Source organism: Dyadobacter sp. HNCC25DJ185, assembly GCF_056895195.1.
Genome location: NZ_JBXHAR010000001.1, coordinates 822,798 through 839,972 on the forward strand (window position 1 = coordinate 822,798; position 17,175 = coordinate 839,972).

The window sequence follows — 17,175 nt, forward strand, 5'->3', positions numbered from 1 at the left end:
GAAATTCATATATTTGGGGATAGGGCATCTTCTTCAAATATTGATCAGCCATTAACCTGAACGAAACATGGAAATCCTCGGTAAAATCCTCGTCGGCCTCGTCGCGCTCGAACACCTTTACATCCTGTACCTCGAAATGTTTGCCTGGGAAACCAAAGGCAAAGAAACCTTCAAAGGCTCCCTCGCACCGGAATTGTTCAAGCCCACCAAAGTCCTCGCAGCTAACCAGGGACTTTACAACGGATTCCTGGCTGCGGGGCTGATCTGGACGTTTTTCATCGAAGAACATCATTGGCGATTTCACGTTGCTATTTTCTTTCTAACCTGCATCATTGTAGCCGGCATTTACGGCGCTGCCACGGCGAGTAGAAAGATATTTTTCATCCAGGCACTGCCCGCGATTGTGACGCTGGTGGTTTTGCATTTTTAGGTGGCGGTTAAATATCCAGTTATGACAAATGAAATTTTCCACCCCTTCCTAACCTTCCTCCAATCCCACCGCCCAATCCCAGTCTCTGACCTGCAAACCATCTCGGAGCACCTCTCATTCCGCCAGGCCGAAAGCAAAACAACCCTCCTCGAACAAGAGCGCGTTGCCAACGAGCTTTTCTTCATCTGCAAAGGCATTCTGAAAATCGTCACCAATAATGAAAAGGGCAACACAGTGACTCAGTTCTTCCTGAAAGAAAACCAGTTCTGCACCATCCTGCACAGCTTCGAAAATGGTGTTCCCGCGCATGAAAGCATTGTAACGGCGATCGAATGCGAGCTGGTGGTGATCCCCAGACAAAAGCTGCTCGCGCTTTTTGAAAAGCTGCCGTATCTCAAAGAGCTAATCATGAGCATTATGCACCGAGCTTTGCTTGATAAGATCGCCATTCGCAATGCATACATGGGGGAAGATGCCTCTTCGCGGTACGAAACATTTCTGGCCCGCCAGCCCGAAATTGCGCTCCGGGTTTCGCTGAGCGACGTCGCTTCCTACCTTGGCATTACGCAGCAATCCCTCAGCCGCATCCGCAAGAATGTGCGCTGAAACGCTTTTTACCATTTGTTAAATACTTCCGGCAAGGGCGCATTCTACCTTTGTTTTCGTGATCCACCACATTAAAAATCGAAAACAATGGAACAGCAATCAGAACCTTTGCAAAACAAAAAAGTCGTCGTCATAGGAGGTAGTGCGGGCATCGGACTGGCCGTCGCGCAGGCTGTCGCCGTAAAACAGGCGCAAGTCATCATCGTGTCCAGCAACCAGGAGCGGATCGATAAAGCCCTTGCAACATTGCCGGAAAACAGCATCGGATACGCCGTTGATGTAACCAATGAAGCGCAGATTCACCAAACATTTGAAACAATCGGCGCATTGGATCACCTGGTTTATACAGCTGGTGAAAATCTGGTGCTGGGGAATGTCAGCGATACGGACGTGGCTTTTGCCCGCAAGTATTGGGATATCCGTTACTGGGGCGCCTTCACGGCCGTGAAACACGCTTCGGCGCGGCTCAATCCCGGCGGCTCGGTCGTCTTCACAAGCGGCATCGCAGCCAACCGCCCGAATGCAGGTTGGTCTCTGGACGCGAGCATCTGCGCGGCGATGGAAGGCTTCGCCCGCGCCATGGCGATGGAGCTGGCCCCGATCCGGGTCAATATCGTCTCACCCGGCGTGGTAGCCACGGACTTGTGGGGCAATATGCCTGAAAGTGAGCGCAATGGGTTTTACGCGTCTGTCGCCGAGTCACTTCCTGTAAAGCATGTCGGCCAGGCGGAAGAGGTTGCGCGGGCTTATGTGTATCTGATGGAGCAGACTTTCGGGACCGGGCAGGTGGTGGTTGTGGATGGTGGGGGAGTGTTGGTTTAGAAGGGGAAAGGGCGATTTGTGAGAAATATGGGATTTCCGCCATGACTATGGAAGAAATCACTGATGAGGTAAAAGCGGTTAGGAATGCAAAAAATCGTCATTGATACCAATGTCATCGTCTCGGCATTAATTAAATAAACCATCATCTGACCATGTTCGATGGTGCTTAAATTTTACAATTATCTTTACATTTCTCAGTAATTTTCTTTCTGTGGTTTTTACCCCATAAAATCATTTCTTTGATGACAGGCAATAGGGAGTGCATGTAGTCAGGCACTTTGTATTCAACTGCAAGCGGCGTGTGATAAACCGTCCTGATTACTAACTTGTTCTCTTCAAGGTGTTTTAATTCTTTTGACAAAACCCTCGTTGTAATTAAAGGCAAACTTCGTTGTATATCACGAAAGCGATGATTTCCACTGTGTATTGCCCTCAATATGGGCAGCTTCCATTTACCGCCAACGACAAATAGGGTATCTTGTAAATACCGCATTGCCTGTTCCTCTGTCATTCCTTTCATAGTTAAACCGCTTTGGTATCCTTGAGGATATTGATATCAAAAGTACACCGGTTTAATAAATACTTTTGCATACAAACAATCACATAATGGACAAGAACACAGCAACAATAACCGATACCGACGGCAACGTTTATCACACGATAGCCATTGATACCCAAGTATGGATGGTAGAAAATTTAAAAACCACAAAATACAACGACGGCACTGAAATCCCATTTATATCAGATACTGCTGAAGCCTGGTATGAGCTAAACTCGCCCGGTTACTGCTATTATAATGATAATGTGACTAATAAGGAAACTACGGGTGCTTTGTATAATTGGCATGCTGTAAATACAGGTAAACTTGCTCCTAAAGGTTGGCATGTACCGACTGATAAAGAATGGTCGATATTGGCGGAATTTCTTGGTGGCGAACTTGTGGCGGGTGGCAAAATGAAAGCAACAGGAACGGAATCTTGGTCAAGCCCAAACGTTGGTGCTACAAATTCAAGCGGATTTACAGCTTTATACAGCAGTTTTCGTGGCAAAAGCGGATTTATTCCTTCAAGCAATGGCACTTCACTATTTTGGAGTAGCACAGCGTATGACGATGTAGATGCCTGGGCGTGGTATTTGCGATTCGACAGCGAAGCTTTAGGCAGAAACCATGGTGGTAAATATCACGGCTTTTCTGTGCGATGCCTAAAAGATTAGCTAATCATATAAGGTTGCAAATGCCTTGCCATTATCCAGTGCTTAAAAGAATGTATGATATGCCGTGAATAATGTGTGTAGGACTAGTTGTGATCTTATAGTTCTCTTTTAATGAGACTATTTTTTCAATTAGGTGAGACTTGTAAAACAAAATTGCACATACTATCAGGTAAGGGGCTATCCATTTACAATTAATACAACGGAGCTACCCATTCCTGATCATTTACAATCTTTTCATCGAGCGGCAATTCAGCTCTGTGTCTCCGATGAGTTGCTTGGCTAACAGATCAGCTTGTATAGCTCATTAGAGAAGAATTTCTTAACTTGCCCTAAACATTTTGCCAGTGAGCTACGCCGACAGACATATCGTTGAAACCTACTCAGGTCTTTTTGAAGGACTTAGCTCGTCGGGTAAAGAGGCGTTGATCGACACACTATCGAAGTCCCTGAAAACTGAAAAGGCAGAGCGGGACGAGAATTTCTTCAAATCTTTTGGAGCTTTTTCATCTGAAAAATCCGCAGAAGAAATATCAGCCGATATTAAAGCCAGCAGGAAATTCAGAAAAAAAGACATTTATCTTTAATGCAGTATCTGCTAGACACCAGCATTTGCGTTTTCTTTCTCCGTGGTAAGCTTGATCTTAATAAGATCATCCGTGACAAGGGCCGTTAAAATTGCTTCATATCCGAAATCACCGTGGTCAAACTCCGCTACGGAGCGGAAAACAGCAGCGACCCTTCCAAATCCCACCAAGCGGTCGATAATTTTGTCAACGGCCTTTCGATCGTTCCCATTTACGGTTCGATTCCACTTTATGCCAAGGAAAAAGTCAGGCTGCGTAAAATGGGAAAGCCCATGCACGACGAGTTTGATCTCCTGATCGGAGTCACTGCCATCGCACATGAGCTTACACTTGTAACAGATAATGAGAAAGACTTTCAACGTCTGAGCTGGATCCAGATGGAAAACTGGTTCGCCCGGGCTTAACTACGCAAAAAAACTAACCCTCCCCAGCACCCCGGGTTGCCAGCTGCCATCTCTCCGTCTCAGTGATTTTGAGACGGTCAGGACTTGGTGTAATCTTGCTTGCTGGTCGGTGGCGGGGTCTTGGGCGTGTGTAATAGCCAGACAAATCCTTATATTTGAATACACAAACTATAACCCAATGATGACAAAACAAGCAATCATAGAACGGACAGTAGAAGCGATCAACCAGCTACCACAGGACAAAGCCGAGGAAATATCTGATTTTGCGGATTTTGTCAGAAAACGCTACGAAGAAAATCAGCTTACTGAGAGCATCGAGAAGATGGTCGCGGAAAGTGCCTCATTTGAATTCCTGGATGACGAAGAGGACGTTTACTCAGTAGCGGATTTGAAAGTGGTATACGATGGCGAAAGGTGACATTGTACTCATTACTTTTCCTTTTACCGATTTGAGCGGAAGTAAACTGAGGCCCGCTGTTATACTGGCAGAAAGCAGGTCCGATTTAACCGTCTGCTTTATCACGTCACACACAAGCTATCAGGAACCAACCGATATCCAGCTCACGCCGAGTCCAACAAACGGACTTAAAAAGCAATCTTTAATACGCACAAGTAAAATCGCAACGCTGGACAAATGGCTTGCGAAAGGGCTCCTCGGCGAATTGTCCGGCCTAGATCTGATCGAGCTAGACTTAAAGCTCAAAATCCTATTTCAGTTAAAATAAAGAAAGTCGTTGTGCCAAAGACAGCGACCTTCTTCTTGCTAACTACGCAAAAAAACTAACTCTCCCCAGCACCCCGGGTTGCCAGCTGCCATCTCTCCGTCTCAATGCTTTTGAAACGGTTAGAATTTCCTGCAGACGTTCCTGCTGGTCGGTGGCGGGGTCTTGGGCGTGGAAGTATTGGCCGATGATTTCGAATTCGAAGGTGTCGGTTTTGGAGTCGTAGATGCCGATGGGGATGCGGTTGCCGTCGGTCATGAGCGTCCCCAGCACGTATTGCGCCTCTTCCTGGGACGAACATCCCACGTGTTGGTACTGGCCTTTCAATGTGTAAAGTACGGAGTAACGGTTTTTTGTAAACTCCTGAGACTGGTTTTTCGACTTGTCCTGTTTTGTGTGTTTTTGTACTTGTATCATGGTATTTCTGTTTTCAATGCCCTGTGTTTCTGTGAGGCGCTTTTCTGTGGTATTAAAATAGTGATGAAATGAGGGAAATATTTACAGTTTTTTAAATGTGTTTAATTGCCTTCAATTTGCTAAACGTGGATTGGTTGTCAATAGTTTACTTGAAATGCGAGGATGAGGGAAGTTCTTCTGATAGGGAAGGTGTTTGTTGGGATAGTACAATTTGCTAGTTTGTGCCGTAAATATTCCGTTTAGAGCTTGCCGCAGCCTATCATAGCGCCATATAAGTAACGTTGATGCAGAATTCAGGATTTTCGACAGATAATAGTTCAAACTAGAAAATTTCACAGAGTAAATGTTATCGGATGCTAAGCTTTTGACTCAAAATAGTCCCAAAATTCCATCCAACATTCATGCGATATTGATATCATGAAAAGTTGCTGGTTTTATATGCTGCGCAATCTTCATAGCGTTCGGGAAAAAATTTAACCTCTATCGGAAACCTCAAAAATGAATCTAGAAATATCCAACCATCTGATTAAACAAATTGAACAAGGAAATTGTGTGCTGTTTTTAGGTTCAGGTGCGAGTTTTGGCGCCCTGAGTGCGGTTCCAGAAAAAATTCCACTAGGTCAGCAGCTGGCTAATATGATTGCGAAGGAATTTCTAGATGATAGTTATCTCGGCAGCCCGCTGTCATATGTTGCAGAACTAGCTAATTCTATAGTAGGACTAACAGAGGTTCAGAGGTTTGTTGCTGATATATTTTCAAAATATGCTCCATCAGACTTTCACCATTTGATATCGACCTTTGTATGGAAATCAATTTTTACCACAAACTATGATACTATTATCGAGAGGGTCTATGATGAAAACAGTAAGATCCAGGAATTATCAGTTGTTGTAAAAGACAGTAGGCAACAGGACATCTTCACTAAAACTAACACTTTACCCTACTACAAACTACATGGTTGTATCAACTATATACAAGATGATACCATTCCACTGATCCTTACTATTGATCAATATATTACACATAGAGAACATAGGAGCAGGCTATTTGATCGATTGAAGGAGCTAGCAAATGATTATACTTTCTTATTCGTGGGTTATGGAATGGCCGACTATAATATTAGAGGGATATTAAATGAGATTGAAAAATCACTAGAGAAGCGGCCTAGATCCTATATGGTGTCTCCATTTATTAAGGATGAGGAGGTAAAACTTTGGGAGTTAAAAAAGATTTCGGTCATAAGGTCAGGGTTTGAAGACTTTTTAAGACAACTTGATAAAGTAATTTCTCCACAGAATCGAATTTTATCAAGTTTACGAAATCACATAGATCACCCAATTTACAATAAGTTTTCGGTTGATGTAGCTAGCGTTAAACCGACTTCTGAATTTTTAAGGTTAATAAATGAGGAGACAGATTTTATCCATTCAAATTTTGCAACAGAGAACACCAGGGCGGAGGCTTTTTATAAGGGCTACTTTGCGAATTGGGATCCTATTTCTCGTAATTTGGATGTGAAGAGAAATTTAACAGATCCAATAATTTCGGAAGTTATAATCGAGGAAAGTTACCACAAAAAATCTCCTCAAAATTTAATTCTAATAAAAGGGCACGCTGGTTCCGGAAAAAGCGTGATTTTAAAAAGAATTGCTTGGGATGCTGCAAACATGTTTGATAAATTGTGCATTTACCTTAAGCCGGGTTCAAAATTGTCTTATGACCCTATTTCTGAGCTATATAACTATGTAAAAGAGAGAATATTTTTTTTTATTGATGGCGTTTCTGGCCGCGATGAAGATATAAGACGGTTTTTAGATAAATGTAAAAACGATAACATTGAAATATCGATAATATGCACTGAGAGGACAAATGTTTGGAATACAGATTGTCAACCTTTAGAAAGCTATCTCACGCAATATTACACCCTCAAATACCTAGATAACAGAGAAATAGATGCATTACTCGATTTGCTTAGCAGGCATAATTCTCTCGGATTACTCGAAAGGAAAACAAAGGCAGAACAACGAAGTGCTTTATCTGAACAAGCAAACAGAGAATTATTAGTAGCATTGTATGAAGCTACCCAGGGGAAGCCATTTGAGGAAATTATTCGAGACGAGTATGATAAGATTAATAGTGAATCAGCAAAACAGATGTATCTGACAATATGCATTTTGCATAGACTCGGCGCCTCCGCGAGAGCTGGCCTAATCGCAAGGGTGCATGGAATTAATTTCGAAGAATTTAAGGAGCGTCTATTTAAGCCACTAGAGTTTATCGTGTTTGATAAGAGGGATTATTATATTAATGATTACGTCTACCTGACAAGGCATAAACAAATTGCTGATATGGTATTTGAAACCGTCCTTACATCGGCTCAGGAACGCTTTGACCATTATGCCAAAATTCTTGCTTATTTAAATACGGATTTTGAAAGTGATAGAACAGCTTGCCACGCAATGACAAATGCTAGGAAGCTTATTTACATTTTTAGTGATCCAATAATGGTCAGAAATTTGTTCAATATAGCGGAGGAAAAAAACCCGGATAACGCGAAAATAAAGCAGCAAAGAGCTATTTATGAGATGCAAATATCTGGAGGAAGCTTAGTAAATGCAGAAAAATACTTAAAAAGGGCATTGGAGATTTCTATAAATGACCCAATTCTTCTACATAGTATGGCTGAATTGTCACTGAAAAAGGCCGAAAAGTCAGATTATATCGTTGAACAGAACAAGTTCTTGCAAGAGGCAAGTGAGATCTGCTATCGACTGATAAGGAAACAATTGGAATCGTCGCATCCTTATCACACACTTCTAAAAGTATTTTTATACAAAATAAAAAAGGAAATACTTAAAAGGGAGGATAATGCAATCGAGTCGATGGTTAGGGATTTTGAGAAGTACCTGAATATCGCTAAACAAAAGCATCCGCTAGACGAGACGCTGCTCGGATTGGAAGCATCTTTAAATCAAATTTTTAAGGACACTCCAGCTGCAAAGGAGGTTCTTAAAAGGGCATATGAAATAAACCCTGCTAGTCCATTTATCTCAATAAGATATTCTGAGATACTCCAAAATGAAGGTGATATTATTGGTGCAACTTCAACCTTAGAGAAGACCGCTAAACTAGTTCCTAATGATAAGGACGTAAATTTCAAGATAGCAATGCTGATTGACGAAAATGATTCAGAAAATTACAATGAATTAAAGCACTATCTAAGAAGATCTTTTACCCCGGGTGACAATCGATATAATGCTAAGTTCTGGTATGCTAGAAACTTATATTTGAGTGGTGAAATGCAAGACGCTGTTGATAAATTTGAAGAACTGTTTAATAATACGAGAATAAATTTTGATATAAAAAATAGAATTCAAGGAATTGTTTATAGTAACGGATTTCCTAAAAGATTTAAAGGGATTATTAGAAAAATAGAGACCACTTATGGCTTTATTCAACGCGAAGATACATCAAGCAGTATTTATTTCAATCCAGAAGAAAATGCCGATAACTGGCATCTCTTGAAAAAAGATCAAAAAATAACTTTCGAGATAGGTTTTACATACAAGGGTGCAATGGCTGTTAACTTGGGTTCTTATAGGTAGAGTAGACAATGTATTTTTCAGGGTTTTGTCTCTTAGGATACCTTGTTTTCTAAGTCTTGAGCAATTATGAAACTCCTAAACCTAGACGCATCTTCAAATGCCCCAACGCAATCTCCACATACTCCCTCTTAATCAACTCACCCTTCCTGATACGCCAAGCTTTGATCTTATCCATAATCTCATCAATTCCAAAATCCGGATTGTTTTGGAGAATGAAATCGGTGGTGGCCAATATTTCCAATGATAAGTCGGAGCTGAATCCGTCAATTAATGTAAGGAGCTTCTGGTTTACTGCTTTTGCCTCGGGGCTGAGTTCATTTTTAATGTAGTTATTTACCTCGTGCCACTTCTCGTAATTGAGCATAAGAGGCTGAGATGCTTTTGCTTGTCCCTGCTCCATTCTCTTTAAAAAGGCACCATTCAGAGCATATAAAACCTTTTCAACACCAATCGCATAAGGGCCGTAATGATGGGGAGTGAATGTCAGTTGCAGAGGTTGCCCGAGTCGCTGGAAGAAGTAAGCCAGCTTGTTGGCCGTGTAGAGGCTGCTATGCTCGCCCATGCTTTCGTACGCAAACAATGCATAAAATAGTTGAGCACGGGCAGGAGTGAGTTTCATAGCTTTGTTAGTTATCAGTTATCGCAAATTTGTAGCAATTCTATCGTCTCATTCTAAATGGGTTTAAACAGGACAATGGATTGAAGGCCATTAATCGCAATATGAAGGTTATCAAGTAGATTTCAAAAATCCTTTAAAACTCTAAAGCCTCTTGGAATCTCTGGAAGGAAGAAAATAGCAAAGGGTCGCTGGTATATTTTTGCAAGAGTTTGAGCCTCTTTGATTGTCGGCTTACTAGTTCCGTTTTCCCAATTTTGGAGTTCAGCGGAGGATATGGAAAGCTCTGCGGCGGCGGCCTGTCTAGACATCCTCGCCGATTTTCGAGCCCATGTTATTATTGTCGGTGTTATATCTGCCCTATCTTCCATTAACCATTAGTATGCGTTAGTTATATTAGGTTCATCTACTCTTTCGTACTCACCAACAACTCCCGAATATCAACCTTCAAAAACACCGAAATCTGATAAAGTATCTCTACCGAAGGTTGAACTTCGTTTGTACACCAGCGTGATACGGTAGACTCAGTCTTGTTGAGATGCCGGGCCAGATCCCTGCTAGTTTTCTCCTTTTCTACCAAGACAAGTTTGATCCTATTTAAACGCATTTTTGAGCACCAGAAGCTTATTTCTTGCTATCTAATGCAATTTCAAGAATTATCCTACACACCTAAAATTGACAAATCTTCATGTAGTTTATGATTTGGTGCGTAACATTTACGTTATTGCGATAAACATTTATCGCTATGAAATAATTACTAAAACTATGACACACGAAGAAAAAATTTCAATCTCCGGCGAAAAGCGCCTGAAAATCTGCGAAAAGTATTTTGAGCGAGCACATTTCGGGGCGGCACACTTCCCGGAGATCAGGCTTGCCGGGAAGTGGCTGCAAGATTTGGGTTTTGAGTGTGGGGAGGAGGTAACGGTAAAGTACTCTGAAAAGAAATTGGAGATTACTCTGGTCCCGCCGGTTGTCGTTGAAGTGGCGCCGGTGAGGAAGAAGAGGGGGGCGAGGAAGGAGGTTTTTGTGGCTTTTGATGACCGATAATATTTCTAACTGATGTTTTTGGCTAATAACGGGTTTAATGATTTTTGCAGCGCCTGCCTCCGGTCATTGTTCTTTTGTCTTGATACAAAAAGAACCGCGCGGCGGCCGCCAAAAAATCAAGGCAAAAAAATGCTTCCGCGCCCATAGCCCGCGCACACCCCGCTTTTTTGCCAGCCCCACGCACATTTTTTTAGTTGGCAAAATAGAAATTAGTGAAGAAGTTCAAATGTAATATTATTGAGATGCCAAACTAAATGTGCGTTTGCCTGGCGAAAAAGCGGGGGGTGCGTATGGCATGTGCGGTTGAAGCTTTTTTTCGCCTTGATTTTTTTGTTACTTTTTTGTATCAAGACAAAAAGTAAGAGAGCCGGAGGACGCGGTGCAAAATGCGAAAAGCTGGGATGAGCGAAAATGATGGAACAACCAATAACTAAGTACATTCACAGAATCGGTTGAAATACATTAAATTAGGAAACTGACTAAACGTAGCTCAACTCATTTCTAAATGAAAAAACTGCCACTTTTTTGCCTCCTGGCGGTGGCTACTGCCCGGTATTCGCAGCACGACCACCACGTCGACGACGACAAAACCAATCACAGTCACTTGGCCCATATGCAGGCGGCGAGGGCGAAGACTTTTTACATTCATAATCTGCCCGCGCCGAAATTGATGACGGGTATTGGGAAATCTTTGATGAAGATTGAGACGAAACCCCAGAAAACGCAGGCTTATGATAACCAGGGGCTGAATCTGACGCATGATTTTTGGGATTTTGAGGCTTACCGGGCTTTTAAAGAGGCGATTGCGAAGAAAAATCTTTGCCGTAATTGCCCCCTGAGAATGTCGTTTTTGCCGCCCGGATGTTTGAGGAATGCCGTCTAAATTTGCATTGTCAAACATTTAGAAACCTTTAACTTTCAATATCATGGGACGGATCATCATCAATGAACATTTGAGTTTGGACGGTGTGATACAGGGACCAGGCGGACCTGATGAAGATACCTCAGGCGGCTTTGAGCTGGGCGGATGGAGCGCGAAATATGGGGACGATATAACAGGGAAGACGATCTTCGAAGCAATTCAGAAGGATTACGATCTGCTGCTGGGCCGCGTCACCTTCGACATTTGGGAACCCTATTGGCCAAATCAATCCGGCCCGATCGCAGACAAATTCAACGCGATCAAAAAATATGTGGCCACGAAAACGCGGACTGAATCCAGCTGGGAGGGGACCGTTATGTTAAATGGCGATACCATTGAAGAGGTAAAAGCCCTGAAAACGAGCGAAGGGCCAGATTTGCATATCTGGGGCAGCGCTGATTTTATCCAATCCTTATTTGAAAATGGCCTGGTCGACCAGATGAATTTGTGGATTTATCCGGTGGTATTGGGCAAAGGGAAAAAGCTTTTCGCTGGTGGGACGATGCCGGGCGGGTTTAAATTGGTGAAACATGCTGTAGGTTCGAAAGGGTTGATATTTGCGAGCTATGAGGCGGATGGGGAGGTGAAGGTTGGGAGGGTTGGGGAGGAGTAGGGCGCTTCGACTGCGCTCAGCGTGACAAATGTAGCTTTGTTGCAGTGAGCCCGCTTTGTCACACTGAGCGGAGTCGAAGTGCAAGAAGCAGGATGCAAAAAACGTTGTAGCCAGCCAGAAACGTGCATCGACTTCGCTCAGCATGACAATAACCTTGATATTTTGATGTGGTTCTGCCAGTAACTTCAAGACTTTGTTCTCTTATATAAGAATCTGATATATTGTTAGCTCTTTTTAATATGAAAAACCTTCTCCTCCTCTTACTTTTAGCAACCTCCTACCTGTCAACCGCCCAGGACAAAAACACCATTTCCATCGGCAAAATCGATTCCGTTTACTCCAAAATATTGGGCGAAAACCGTAAGGTGATGGTCCACGTCCCCAACGGCGGGGATGGGCTGTATGCGAAAACAAAATACCCGGTGGTGTATTTGCTGGATGGGGATGCGCATTTTAGTTCGGTGGTGGGGATGATCGAGCAGTTGAGCTCAGTGAATGGGAATTCGCTGGTGCCCGAGATGATCGTGGTGGCGATCCCGAACACGAACCGGACGCGCGACCTTACGCCGACGCATGTGGCTGTGGACCCGCCGTTCATGGATAGCACTTTTTCCAAAAACACCGGCGGAGGGGATAATTTCCTGTCATTTATCGAAAAAGAACTGATTCCGCATATCGACTCGCTGTACCCGACTGCGCCTTACAAAATGCTGATCGGACATTCGTTCGGCGGGTTGGCGGTGATGAATGCGCTGATCAACAGGCCTAATATGTTCAACTCCTACATCTGCATTGACCCGAGCATGTGGTACGACCATATGAATTTCCTGAAAACGACTAAGAGGGCATTGAGCGGGCAGAAATTTACTGGTACTTCCATATACCTCGGCATTGCCAATACCATGAGCGACGGAATGACGCTAGCCAAACTGCCCAAGGATACCACTTCGATGAACGGCCATATCCGCTCGATTTTTGACCTGGACAAACATGCGAAAGCGAATCCGCAGAACGGGCTACGTTACAAAAGCAAGTATTATCCCGACGACACGCATAGCTCTGTCCCTTTCATTACAGCGTACGACGCGCTGCGTTTCATCTTTGATTTCTATAACTTAAAGCTCACGGATAACGATTTTGAAGACAGTACGACTGTCCTGACCGACAAACTCCTGAAGCATTATACCCATGTTTCCAAACAACTTGGCTACAAGGTTGCACCGCCGGAAGAGATGGTTAACTCGATGGGTTACCAGGCAATGACGAGCAAGCACCTGAAAAAGGCAGAAAGTCTTTTCAAACTGAATACTATTAATTATCCGGCAAGCTGGAATGTGTATGATTCGTACGGCGACTATTTTGTGGCTAAAAAGGATACGGCGAATGCAATCGCGCAGTTTGAAAAGGCGCTTTCGATCAAGGATAATGAGGAGACGAAGAAGAAATTGGAGGAGTTGAGGAAGTAGCCAGATTTGCATATAATTATTTTTACGAATGAGAGAACACCACTATAATCGGGAAGCGCTTATTGACAAATTCAACAAAGGCGAAAATCTCAAGTACATCTTCTTTTGGGGCCATACCAGGAAACACAATGAAGAAATCGGGAAATTCTGTTTTAGCCAATGGTTTGAATTACCCTTTGAAGTTGACGGTATAAAATATCGGACCGCCGAGCATTGGATGATGGCCGAAAAAGCCCGTTTATTCAGGGATTTAAACACGTTTGCGAAAATCATTGCCGCCGAAAAGCCTGGAGCTGCGAAAGAGCTTGGCCGGGAAGTACTGCACTTCGACGAGCAGGTCTGGAATGAAAAGCGTTTCGAAATCGTCGTCGAGGGCAACGCGCATAAATTTGGCCAGCATCCCGATTTCAAGGATTTTCTTCTCAAAACCGGCGACCGGATCCTCGTGGAGGCCAGTCCGCTGGATCAGGTATGGGGTATCGGGCTTTCAGAAGATAGGGAAGAAGCCCTCCGTCCCGATCAGTGGCGCGGACTCAACCTGTTAGGGTTTGCTTTAATGGAGGCGAGGGATATCCTCAGGGAAAGTAATGGCCGCAGGTAAGGGTCGCCGCCGCTGGTCTGTGGGGCCTAGCAGGAAAAATCGTCTTTGAACCGCTTGGAAATAACCCTTTTCAGTTCAGTCTCATGCTGATCGCCCCACTGCCCAAGGGCGGCAATCACCGGGATCAATGACTTTCCGAGGGAAGTCAGCGCATATTCGACTTTGGGCGGCACCTGCGGGTAGATGAAACGGGCAACGAGCTCATGCTCTTCGAGTTCGGTGAGCTGCATATGCAATACCCGGCCCGAGGCATCGGGTATCTTTCGTTTCAGCTCGCTGGGGCGTTGGAAGCCTTCGTGGATGAACCACAACAGCCGGGGTTTCCATTTGCCGTACAGTACTTCGCCGACCAGGTCCAGGCCGCAGTTCAGGGTGGGTTGTATCTTTCTTTCGTACATGGTTACAAAGGTAATGGAATTGTAATGAATGGGTTACAGGGAGAAATTTATCACTATCGGAATCGTTTTTCCGTACTTACATGGGCGGATCATACTACCTAAGTTTGTAAAAAAAACAAACTATGAACGATTCATTTGATTTCAACAAGGAACTCGCCGGGCAGGTTGCACTGGTGACCGGCGGTACCAAAGGTGCGGGAAAGGCGATTGCAGAAAGACTGGCAAAAGCCGGGGCGACGGTGATTATCACCGCCAGGAATAAGCCTGCATTCGACCATTTTGAATTTCATTTTATATCTGCGGACCTGAACAAGCCTGACGGGACTGCTGCAGTGACCCGTGAGGTCAATGAGCGATTTGGCGGACTGGATATTTTGATCAACAACCTGGGAGGCTCCGGGTCACCCGGCGGTGGTTTTGCGGTGTTGAGCGATGCCGATTGGGAGCTGGGTTTGCAGACTAATTTGCTGGCGCCGGTAAGGCTGGATCGGGGCTTTCTGCCTGGAATGCTTGCAAAGAAATCAGGAGTGATCATTCACATTGCGTCTATCCAGGCGCGTTTGCCGCTTTATGATTCCACTTTGCCTTATGCGTCGGCGAAGGCGGCGTTGGTTAATTACAGCAAAAGTCTGTCCAATGAAGTCTCGCCGAAAGGTGTTCGGGTGCTGACCGTTTCGCCTGGCTGGATCAAGACGGATGGTGCCATGGGAATGATGAAAGAAATTTCCGACCGGACAGGGAAAACGATTGAAGAGGCAATTCAAATGGTAATGGATAGTTTGGGTGGAATCCCGATGGGCCGGCCAGCATTGCCTGAGGAAGTTGCGGAGTTGGTCGGGTTTTTGGTGTCGCCGCGGGCAGTGTATTTGACCGGGACGGAGTATGTGATCGACGGGGGGACAGTGCCGACGGTTTGAGATAGAATGGCCCCAGCGGGGCGTGCATCCCGATAGAACAGGCGCCCCGCTGGGCGTGGATATGTACAATTAAATCCTTAGGCTATAACAGGTAGCAGCCCTGCGGAGTATTAAACATTTAAGGCAAAACCGATGAATAAGTAGGCGCTGCCGGATAAATTTTACATTTCGTGAAGTTCAATAGAAACGTTTCTCTTGCCGCCGGATTTATATTTTAAACTCGGTTGCTATGCCAAACTACATTACCATCTATTTACGTGAAAAATTAGAAAAATTAAGCGTCGATGAAATTCGTTCAGGAATTTCTGCCGCAGACTGGTGGACATTGGCCGAGGCATTAGGCATCGAAGAGGAGGAGGTCGATGATTTCATGAATGCGCTGAAATGGGAATCCAGCCCTCTGGAATTTTATCTGGAGGGAAAGCGGCCGGTCCAAATTACGACTTACGTTGAAAGGGGGCGTGTAAATGAGGAGCTTATGGAAATATCTCAGAAGAGCTTACCTGCCGATGTGGTCAAGCATCTAAAAACCGTTCAATCCGTGGTGATATTGGAGTTCGGAATTTCTCAAAATCGTACGATGTTCGAAGTTGTGGCTTTTGAAATTGCCTATTGGCTGGCTGAAACCCGCCAGGGATTAATTTGTTCGCCGGACGGTTTGTGGTTTGATCATAAAGATCATCGATGGAGACCGATCGTTTAAATGGTCAATTCAACCTTCTGGAAGACCCGCGCATCGGACGATATCTTGTCTGATAATCTCTGTTTGCTTGTATTGTCATAATTTATCTATATTTGCATAACCACTTATGTAATTGGTAATATAAAAATGAACTTCTTCAAAAAAACCGGCAAAATGGCGCTAGGTAGTCGCCTCCGGATGCTGACTGCGAAAATCACGGATGATGCTTCGTCGATTTATGATTTGTATGGCATTGATATGCAGCCCAAATGGTTTCCAGTATTTTACGTTTTGTCAGAGCGGGATGATGTGACGATTACGGAGATCGCGACGGAAATCGGACATTCGCAGCCTTCGGTAAGCAAGATCATCCGGGAAATGGCGGAGAAAGGGCTGGTGAGGGAAGGGAAGGACGAAGCCGACGGGCGGCGGAATGTGGTGCAGCTTTCGGAGGCGGGGCGGGAGATCATTGGCAGGATCCAGTCGCAATATGATGATGTGAACAATGCGATCGAGGAGATTTCGGCGCAGGCCAGTCATGATCTTTGGAAGGCGATCGAGGAATGGGAGTTTCTTCTGGAGCAAAAATCTTTGTTTCAGCGGGTGAAGGAAACCCGTAAGCTTCGGGAAAGTGGGTATGTTGAAATCGTGCCGTATGAACCAACATACCAGGGGGCATTTCGAGAATTAAATGTGGAATGGATTTCTGCTTACTTTCAAATGGAGGAGGCGGATTACAAAGCGCTCGATAACCCTCAGGCGTATATCCTCGATCGTGGAGGTTACATCCTGGTGGCTTTGTACAAAAGTGAGCCCGTGGGAGTTTGTGCGCTGCTGAAAATGGATGATCCGGATTATGACTTTGAGCTGGCAAAAATGGCTGTCTCTCCGCATGCCCAAGGGCTGAGCATTGGCTGGTTATTGGGGAATGCAATGATTGAGAAAGCGAAATCCGCTGGTGCAAAAAAGCTGTATCTCGAAAGCAATACCATTCTAAAACCGGCTATCAACCTATACCACAAGCTGGGTTTCAGAAAAGTGACGGGCCGCGGCACGCCTTATAAGCGCTGTAACATTCAAATGGAGCTGGTTTTGTCGTAACGC

General features: G+C 44.4%; 24 protein-coding genes. 18 read left to right on the plus strand and 6 right to left on the minus strand.

The genetic code is table 11. The features are described from left to right. Nucleotides 1-67 precede the first annotated feature (67 nt). The 3 genes from AC1XUF_RS03295 (at nucleotide 68) to AC1XUF_RS03305 (ending at nucleotide 1,858) form a co-directional block, all read left to right on the plus strand. Nucleotides 68-430: a DUF1304 domain-containing protein gene (locus AC1XUF_RS03295; RefSeq protein ID WP_483340230.1), complete on the plus strand. Its 363-nt coding sequence runs from the start codon at nucleotides 68-70 to the stop codon at nucleotides 428-430. A 21-nt stretch (nucleotides 431-451) separates the two neighbouring features. Beyond that, nucleotides 452-1,036 (plus strand): Crp/Fnr family transcriptional regulator, encoded by a 585-nt coding sequence (locus AC1XUF_RS03300; protein ID WP_483340231.1) that lies wholly within the window; start codon nucleotides 452-454, stop codon nucleotides 1,034-1,036. Nucleotides 1,037-1,123: 87 nt separating this feature from the next. Then, nucleotides 1,124-1,858: an SDR family oxidoreductase gene (locus AC1XUF_RS03305; protein WP_483340232.1), complete on the plus strand. Its 735-nt coding sequence runs from the start codon at nucleotides 1,124-1,126 to the stop codon at nucleotides 1,856-1,858. A gap of 166 nt (nucleotides 1,859-2,024) precedes the next feature. On the opposite strand, the gene AC1XUF_RS03310 is transcribed toward AC1XUF_RS03305, so the two are convergent. Then, entirely contained in the window at nucleotides 2,025-2,369 is a 345-nt protein-coding gene (locus AC1XUF_RS03310; RefSeq protein ID WP_483340233.1) for a winged helix-turn-helix transcriptional regulator, read from the minus strand. A gap of 95 nt (nucleotides 2,370-2,464) precedes the next feature. On the opposite strand from AC1XUF_RS03310, the gene AC1XUF_RS03315 reads away from it, so the two are divergent. From AC1XUF_RS03315 to AC1XUF_RS03335, 5 genes are all read left to right on the plus strand, one after another. Next, a complete protein-coding gene (locus tag AC1XUF_RS03315) occupies nucleotides 2,465-3,073 on the plus strand; it encodes a fibrobacter succinogenes major paralogous domain-containing protein (RefSeq protein ID WP_483340234.1) in 609 nt (202 codons plus the stop codon). 344 nt (nucleotides 3,074-3,417) lie between these two features. After that, complete coding sequence (locus AC1XUF_RS03320) at nucleotides 3,418-3,657, plus strand: hypothetical protein (RefSeq protein WP_483340235.1); 240 nt, start codon at nucleotides 3,418-3,420, stop codon at nucleotides 3,655-3,657. A gap of 98 nt (nucleotides 3,658-3,755) precedes the next feature. Beyond that, entirely contained in the window at nucleotides 3,756-4,061 is a 306-nt protein-coding gene (locus AC1XUF_RS03325) for a PIN domain-containing protein (protein WP_483340632.1), read from the plus strand. A gap of 178 nt (nucleotides 4,062-4,239) precedes the next feature. After that, nucleotides 4,240-4,479, plus strand: a complete 240-nt coding sequence (locus AC1XUF_RS03330) for a hypothetical protein (protein WP_483340236.1) — start codon at nucleotides 4,240-4,242, stop codon at nucleotides 4,477-4,479. Beyond that, on the plus strand, nucleotides 4,466-4,786 hold the full coding sequence (locus AC1XUF_RS03335; RefSeq protein ID WP_483340237.1) for a type II toxin-antitoxin system PemK/MazF family toxin: 321 nt from the start codon (nucleotides 4,466-4,468) through the stop codon (nucleotides 4,784-4,786). The genes AC1XUF_RS03330 and AC1XUF_RS03335 overlap by 14 nt, the downstream gene beginning before the upstream one ends. A gap of 42 nt (nucleotides 4,787-4,828) precedes the next feature. On the opposite strand, the gene AC1XUF_RS03340 is transcribed toward AC1XUF_RS03335, so the two are convergent. Further along, nucleotides 4,829-5,200: a hypothetical protein gene (locus AC1XUF_RS03340; protein WP_483340238.1), complete on the minus strand. Its 372-nt coding sequence runs from the start codon at nucleotides 5,198-5,200 to the stop codon at nucleotides 4,829-4,831. A gap of 498 nt (nucleotides 5,201-5,698) precedes the next feature. Between AC1XUF_RS03340 and AC1XUF_RS03345 the strand changes: the two genes are divergently transcribed. Then, nucleotides 5,699-8,806, plus strand: a complete 3,108-nt coding sequence (locus AC1XUF_RS03345) for an SIR2 family protein (RefSeq protein WP_483340239.1) — start codon at nucleotides 5,699-5,701, stop codon at nucleotides 8,804-8,806. A gap of 64 nt (nucleotides 8,807-8,870) precedes the next feature. Here AC1XUF_RS03345 and AC1XUF_RS03350 read toward each other — a convergent pair whose 3' ends face one another. The 3 genes from AC1XUF_RS03350 to AC1XUF_RS03360 form a co-directional block, all read right to left on the minus strand. Further along, nucleotides 8,871-9,425 carry a hypothetical protein gene (locus AC1XUF_RS03350; protein ID WP_483340240.1) on the minus strand — a complete coding sequence of 185 codons (555 nt, stop codon included), beginning with the start codon at nucleotides 9,423-9,425 and terminating at the stop codon, nucleotides 8,871-8,873. A gap of 122 nt (nucleotides 9,426-9,547) precedes the next feature. Next, complete coding sequence (locus tag AC1XUF_RS03355) at nucleotides 9,548-9,793, minus strand: helix-turn-helix domain-containing protein (protein WP_483340241.1); 246 nt, start codon at nucleotides 9,791-9,793, stop codon at nucleotides 9,548-9,550. Between the two features lie 35 nt (nucleotides 9,794-9,828). Then, on the minus strand, nucleotides 9,829-10,029 hold the full coding sequence (locus tag AC1XUF_RS03360; RefSeq protein WP_483340242.1) for a helix-turn-helix transcriptional regulator: 201 nt from the start codon (nucleotides 10,027-10,029) through the stop codon (nucleotides 9,829-9,831). Nucleotides 10,030-10,187: 158 nt separating this feature from the next. On the opposite strand from AC1XUF_RS03360, the gene AC1XUF_RS03365 reads away from it, so the two are divergent. From AC1XUF_RS03365 to AC1XUF_RS03390, 6 genes are all read left to right on the plus strand, one after another. Then, complete coding sequence (locus AC1XUF_RS03365; protein ID WP_483340243.1) at nucleotides 10,188-10,472, plus strand: SymE family type I addiction module toxin; 285 nt, start codon at nucleotides 10,188-10,190, stop codon at nucleotides 10,470-10,472. A 37-nt stretch (nucleotides 10,473-10,509) separates the two neighbouring features. After that, complete coding sequence (locus tag AC1XUF_RS03370) at nucleotides 10,510-10,704, plus strand: hypothetical protein (RefSeq protein WP_483340244.1); 195 nt, start codon at nucleotides 10,510-10,512, stop codon at nucleotides 10,702-10,704. Between the two features lie 273 nt (nucleotides 10,705-10,977). After that, entirely contained in the window at nucleotides 10,978-11,355 is a 378-nt protein-coding gene (locus AC1XUF_RS03375; RefSeq protein WP_483340245.1) for a hypothetical protein, read from the plus strand. 43 nt (nucleotides 11,356-11,398) lie between these two features. Further along, complete coding sequence (locus tag AC1XUF_RS03380) at nucleotides 11,399-12,007, plus strand: dihydrofolate reductase family protein (RefSeq protein WP_483340246.1); 609 nt, start codon at nucleotides 11,399-11,401, stop codon at nucleotides 12,005-12,007. Nucleotides 12,008-12,246: 239 nt separating this feature from the next. Beyond that, complete coding sequence (locus AC1XUF_RS03385) at nucleotides 12,247-13,473, plus strand: alpha/beta hydrolase (protein ID WP_483340247.1); 1,227 nt, start codon at nucleotides 12,247-12,249, stop codon at nucleotides 13,471-13,473. A 28-nt stretch (nucleotides 13,474-13,501) separates the two neighbouring features. Then, nucleotides 13,502-14,074 (plus strand): NADAR family protein, encoded by a 573-nt coding sequence (locus tag AC1XUF_RS03390; protein ID WP_483340248.1) that lies wholly within the window; start codon nucleotides 13,502-13,504, stop codon nucleotides 14,072-14,074. A 26-nt stretch (nucleotides 14,075-14,100) separates the two neighbouring features. Here AC1XUF_RS03390 and AC1XUF_RS03395 read toward each other — a convergent pair whose 3' ends face one another. Next, a complete protein-coding gene (locus AC1XUF_RS03395; RefSeq protein WP_483340249.1) occupies nucleotides 14,101-14,472 on the minus strand; it encodes a winged helix-turn-helix transcriptional regulator in 372 nt (123 codons plus the stop codon). Between the two features lie 122 nt (nucleotides 14,473-14,594). On the opposite strand from AC1XUF_RS03395, the gene AC1XUF_RS03400 reads away from it, so the two are divergent. The 3 genes from AC1XUF_RS03400 (at nucleotide 14,595) to AC1XUF_RS03410 (ending at nucleotide 17,172) form a co-directional block, all read left to right on the plus strand. After that, a complete protein-coding gene (locus AC1XUF_RS03400; protein WP_483340250.1) occupies nucleotides 14,595-15,389 on the plus strand; it encodes an SDR family oxidoreductase in 795 nt (264 codons plus the stop codon). Nucleotides 15,390-15,618: 229 nt separating this feature from the next. Beyond that, the gene (locus AC1XUF_RS03405) at nucleotides 15,619-16,092 is read left to right on the plus strand and encodes a hypothetical protein (protein ID WP_483340251.1); all 474 of its coding nucleotides are present in this window, start codon (nucleotides 15,619-15,621) and stop codon (nucleotides 16,090-16,092) included. A 126-nt stretch (nucleotides 16,093-16,218) separates the two neighbouring features. Next, on the plus strand, nucleotides 16,219-17,172 hold the full coding sequence (locus tag AC1XUF_RS03410; RefSeq protein WP_483340252.1) for a bifunctional helix-turn-helix transcriptional regulator/GNAT family N-acetyltransferase: 954 nt from the start codon (nucleotides 16,219-16,221) through the stop codon (nucleotides 17,170-17,172). The last annotated feature ends 3 nt before the right edge of the window (nucleotides 17,173-17,175 follow it).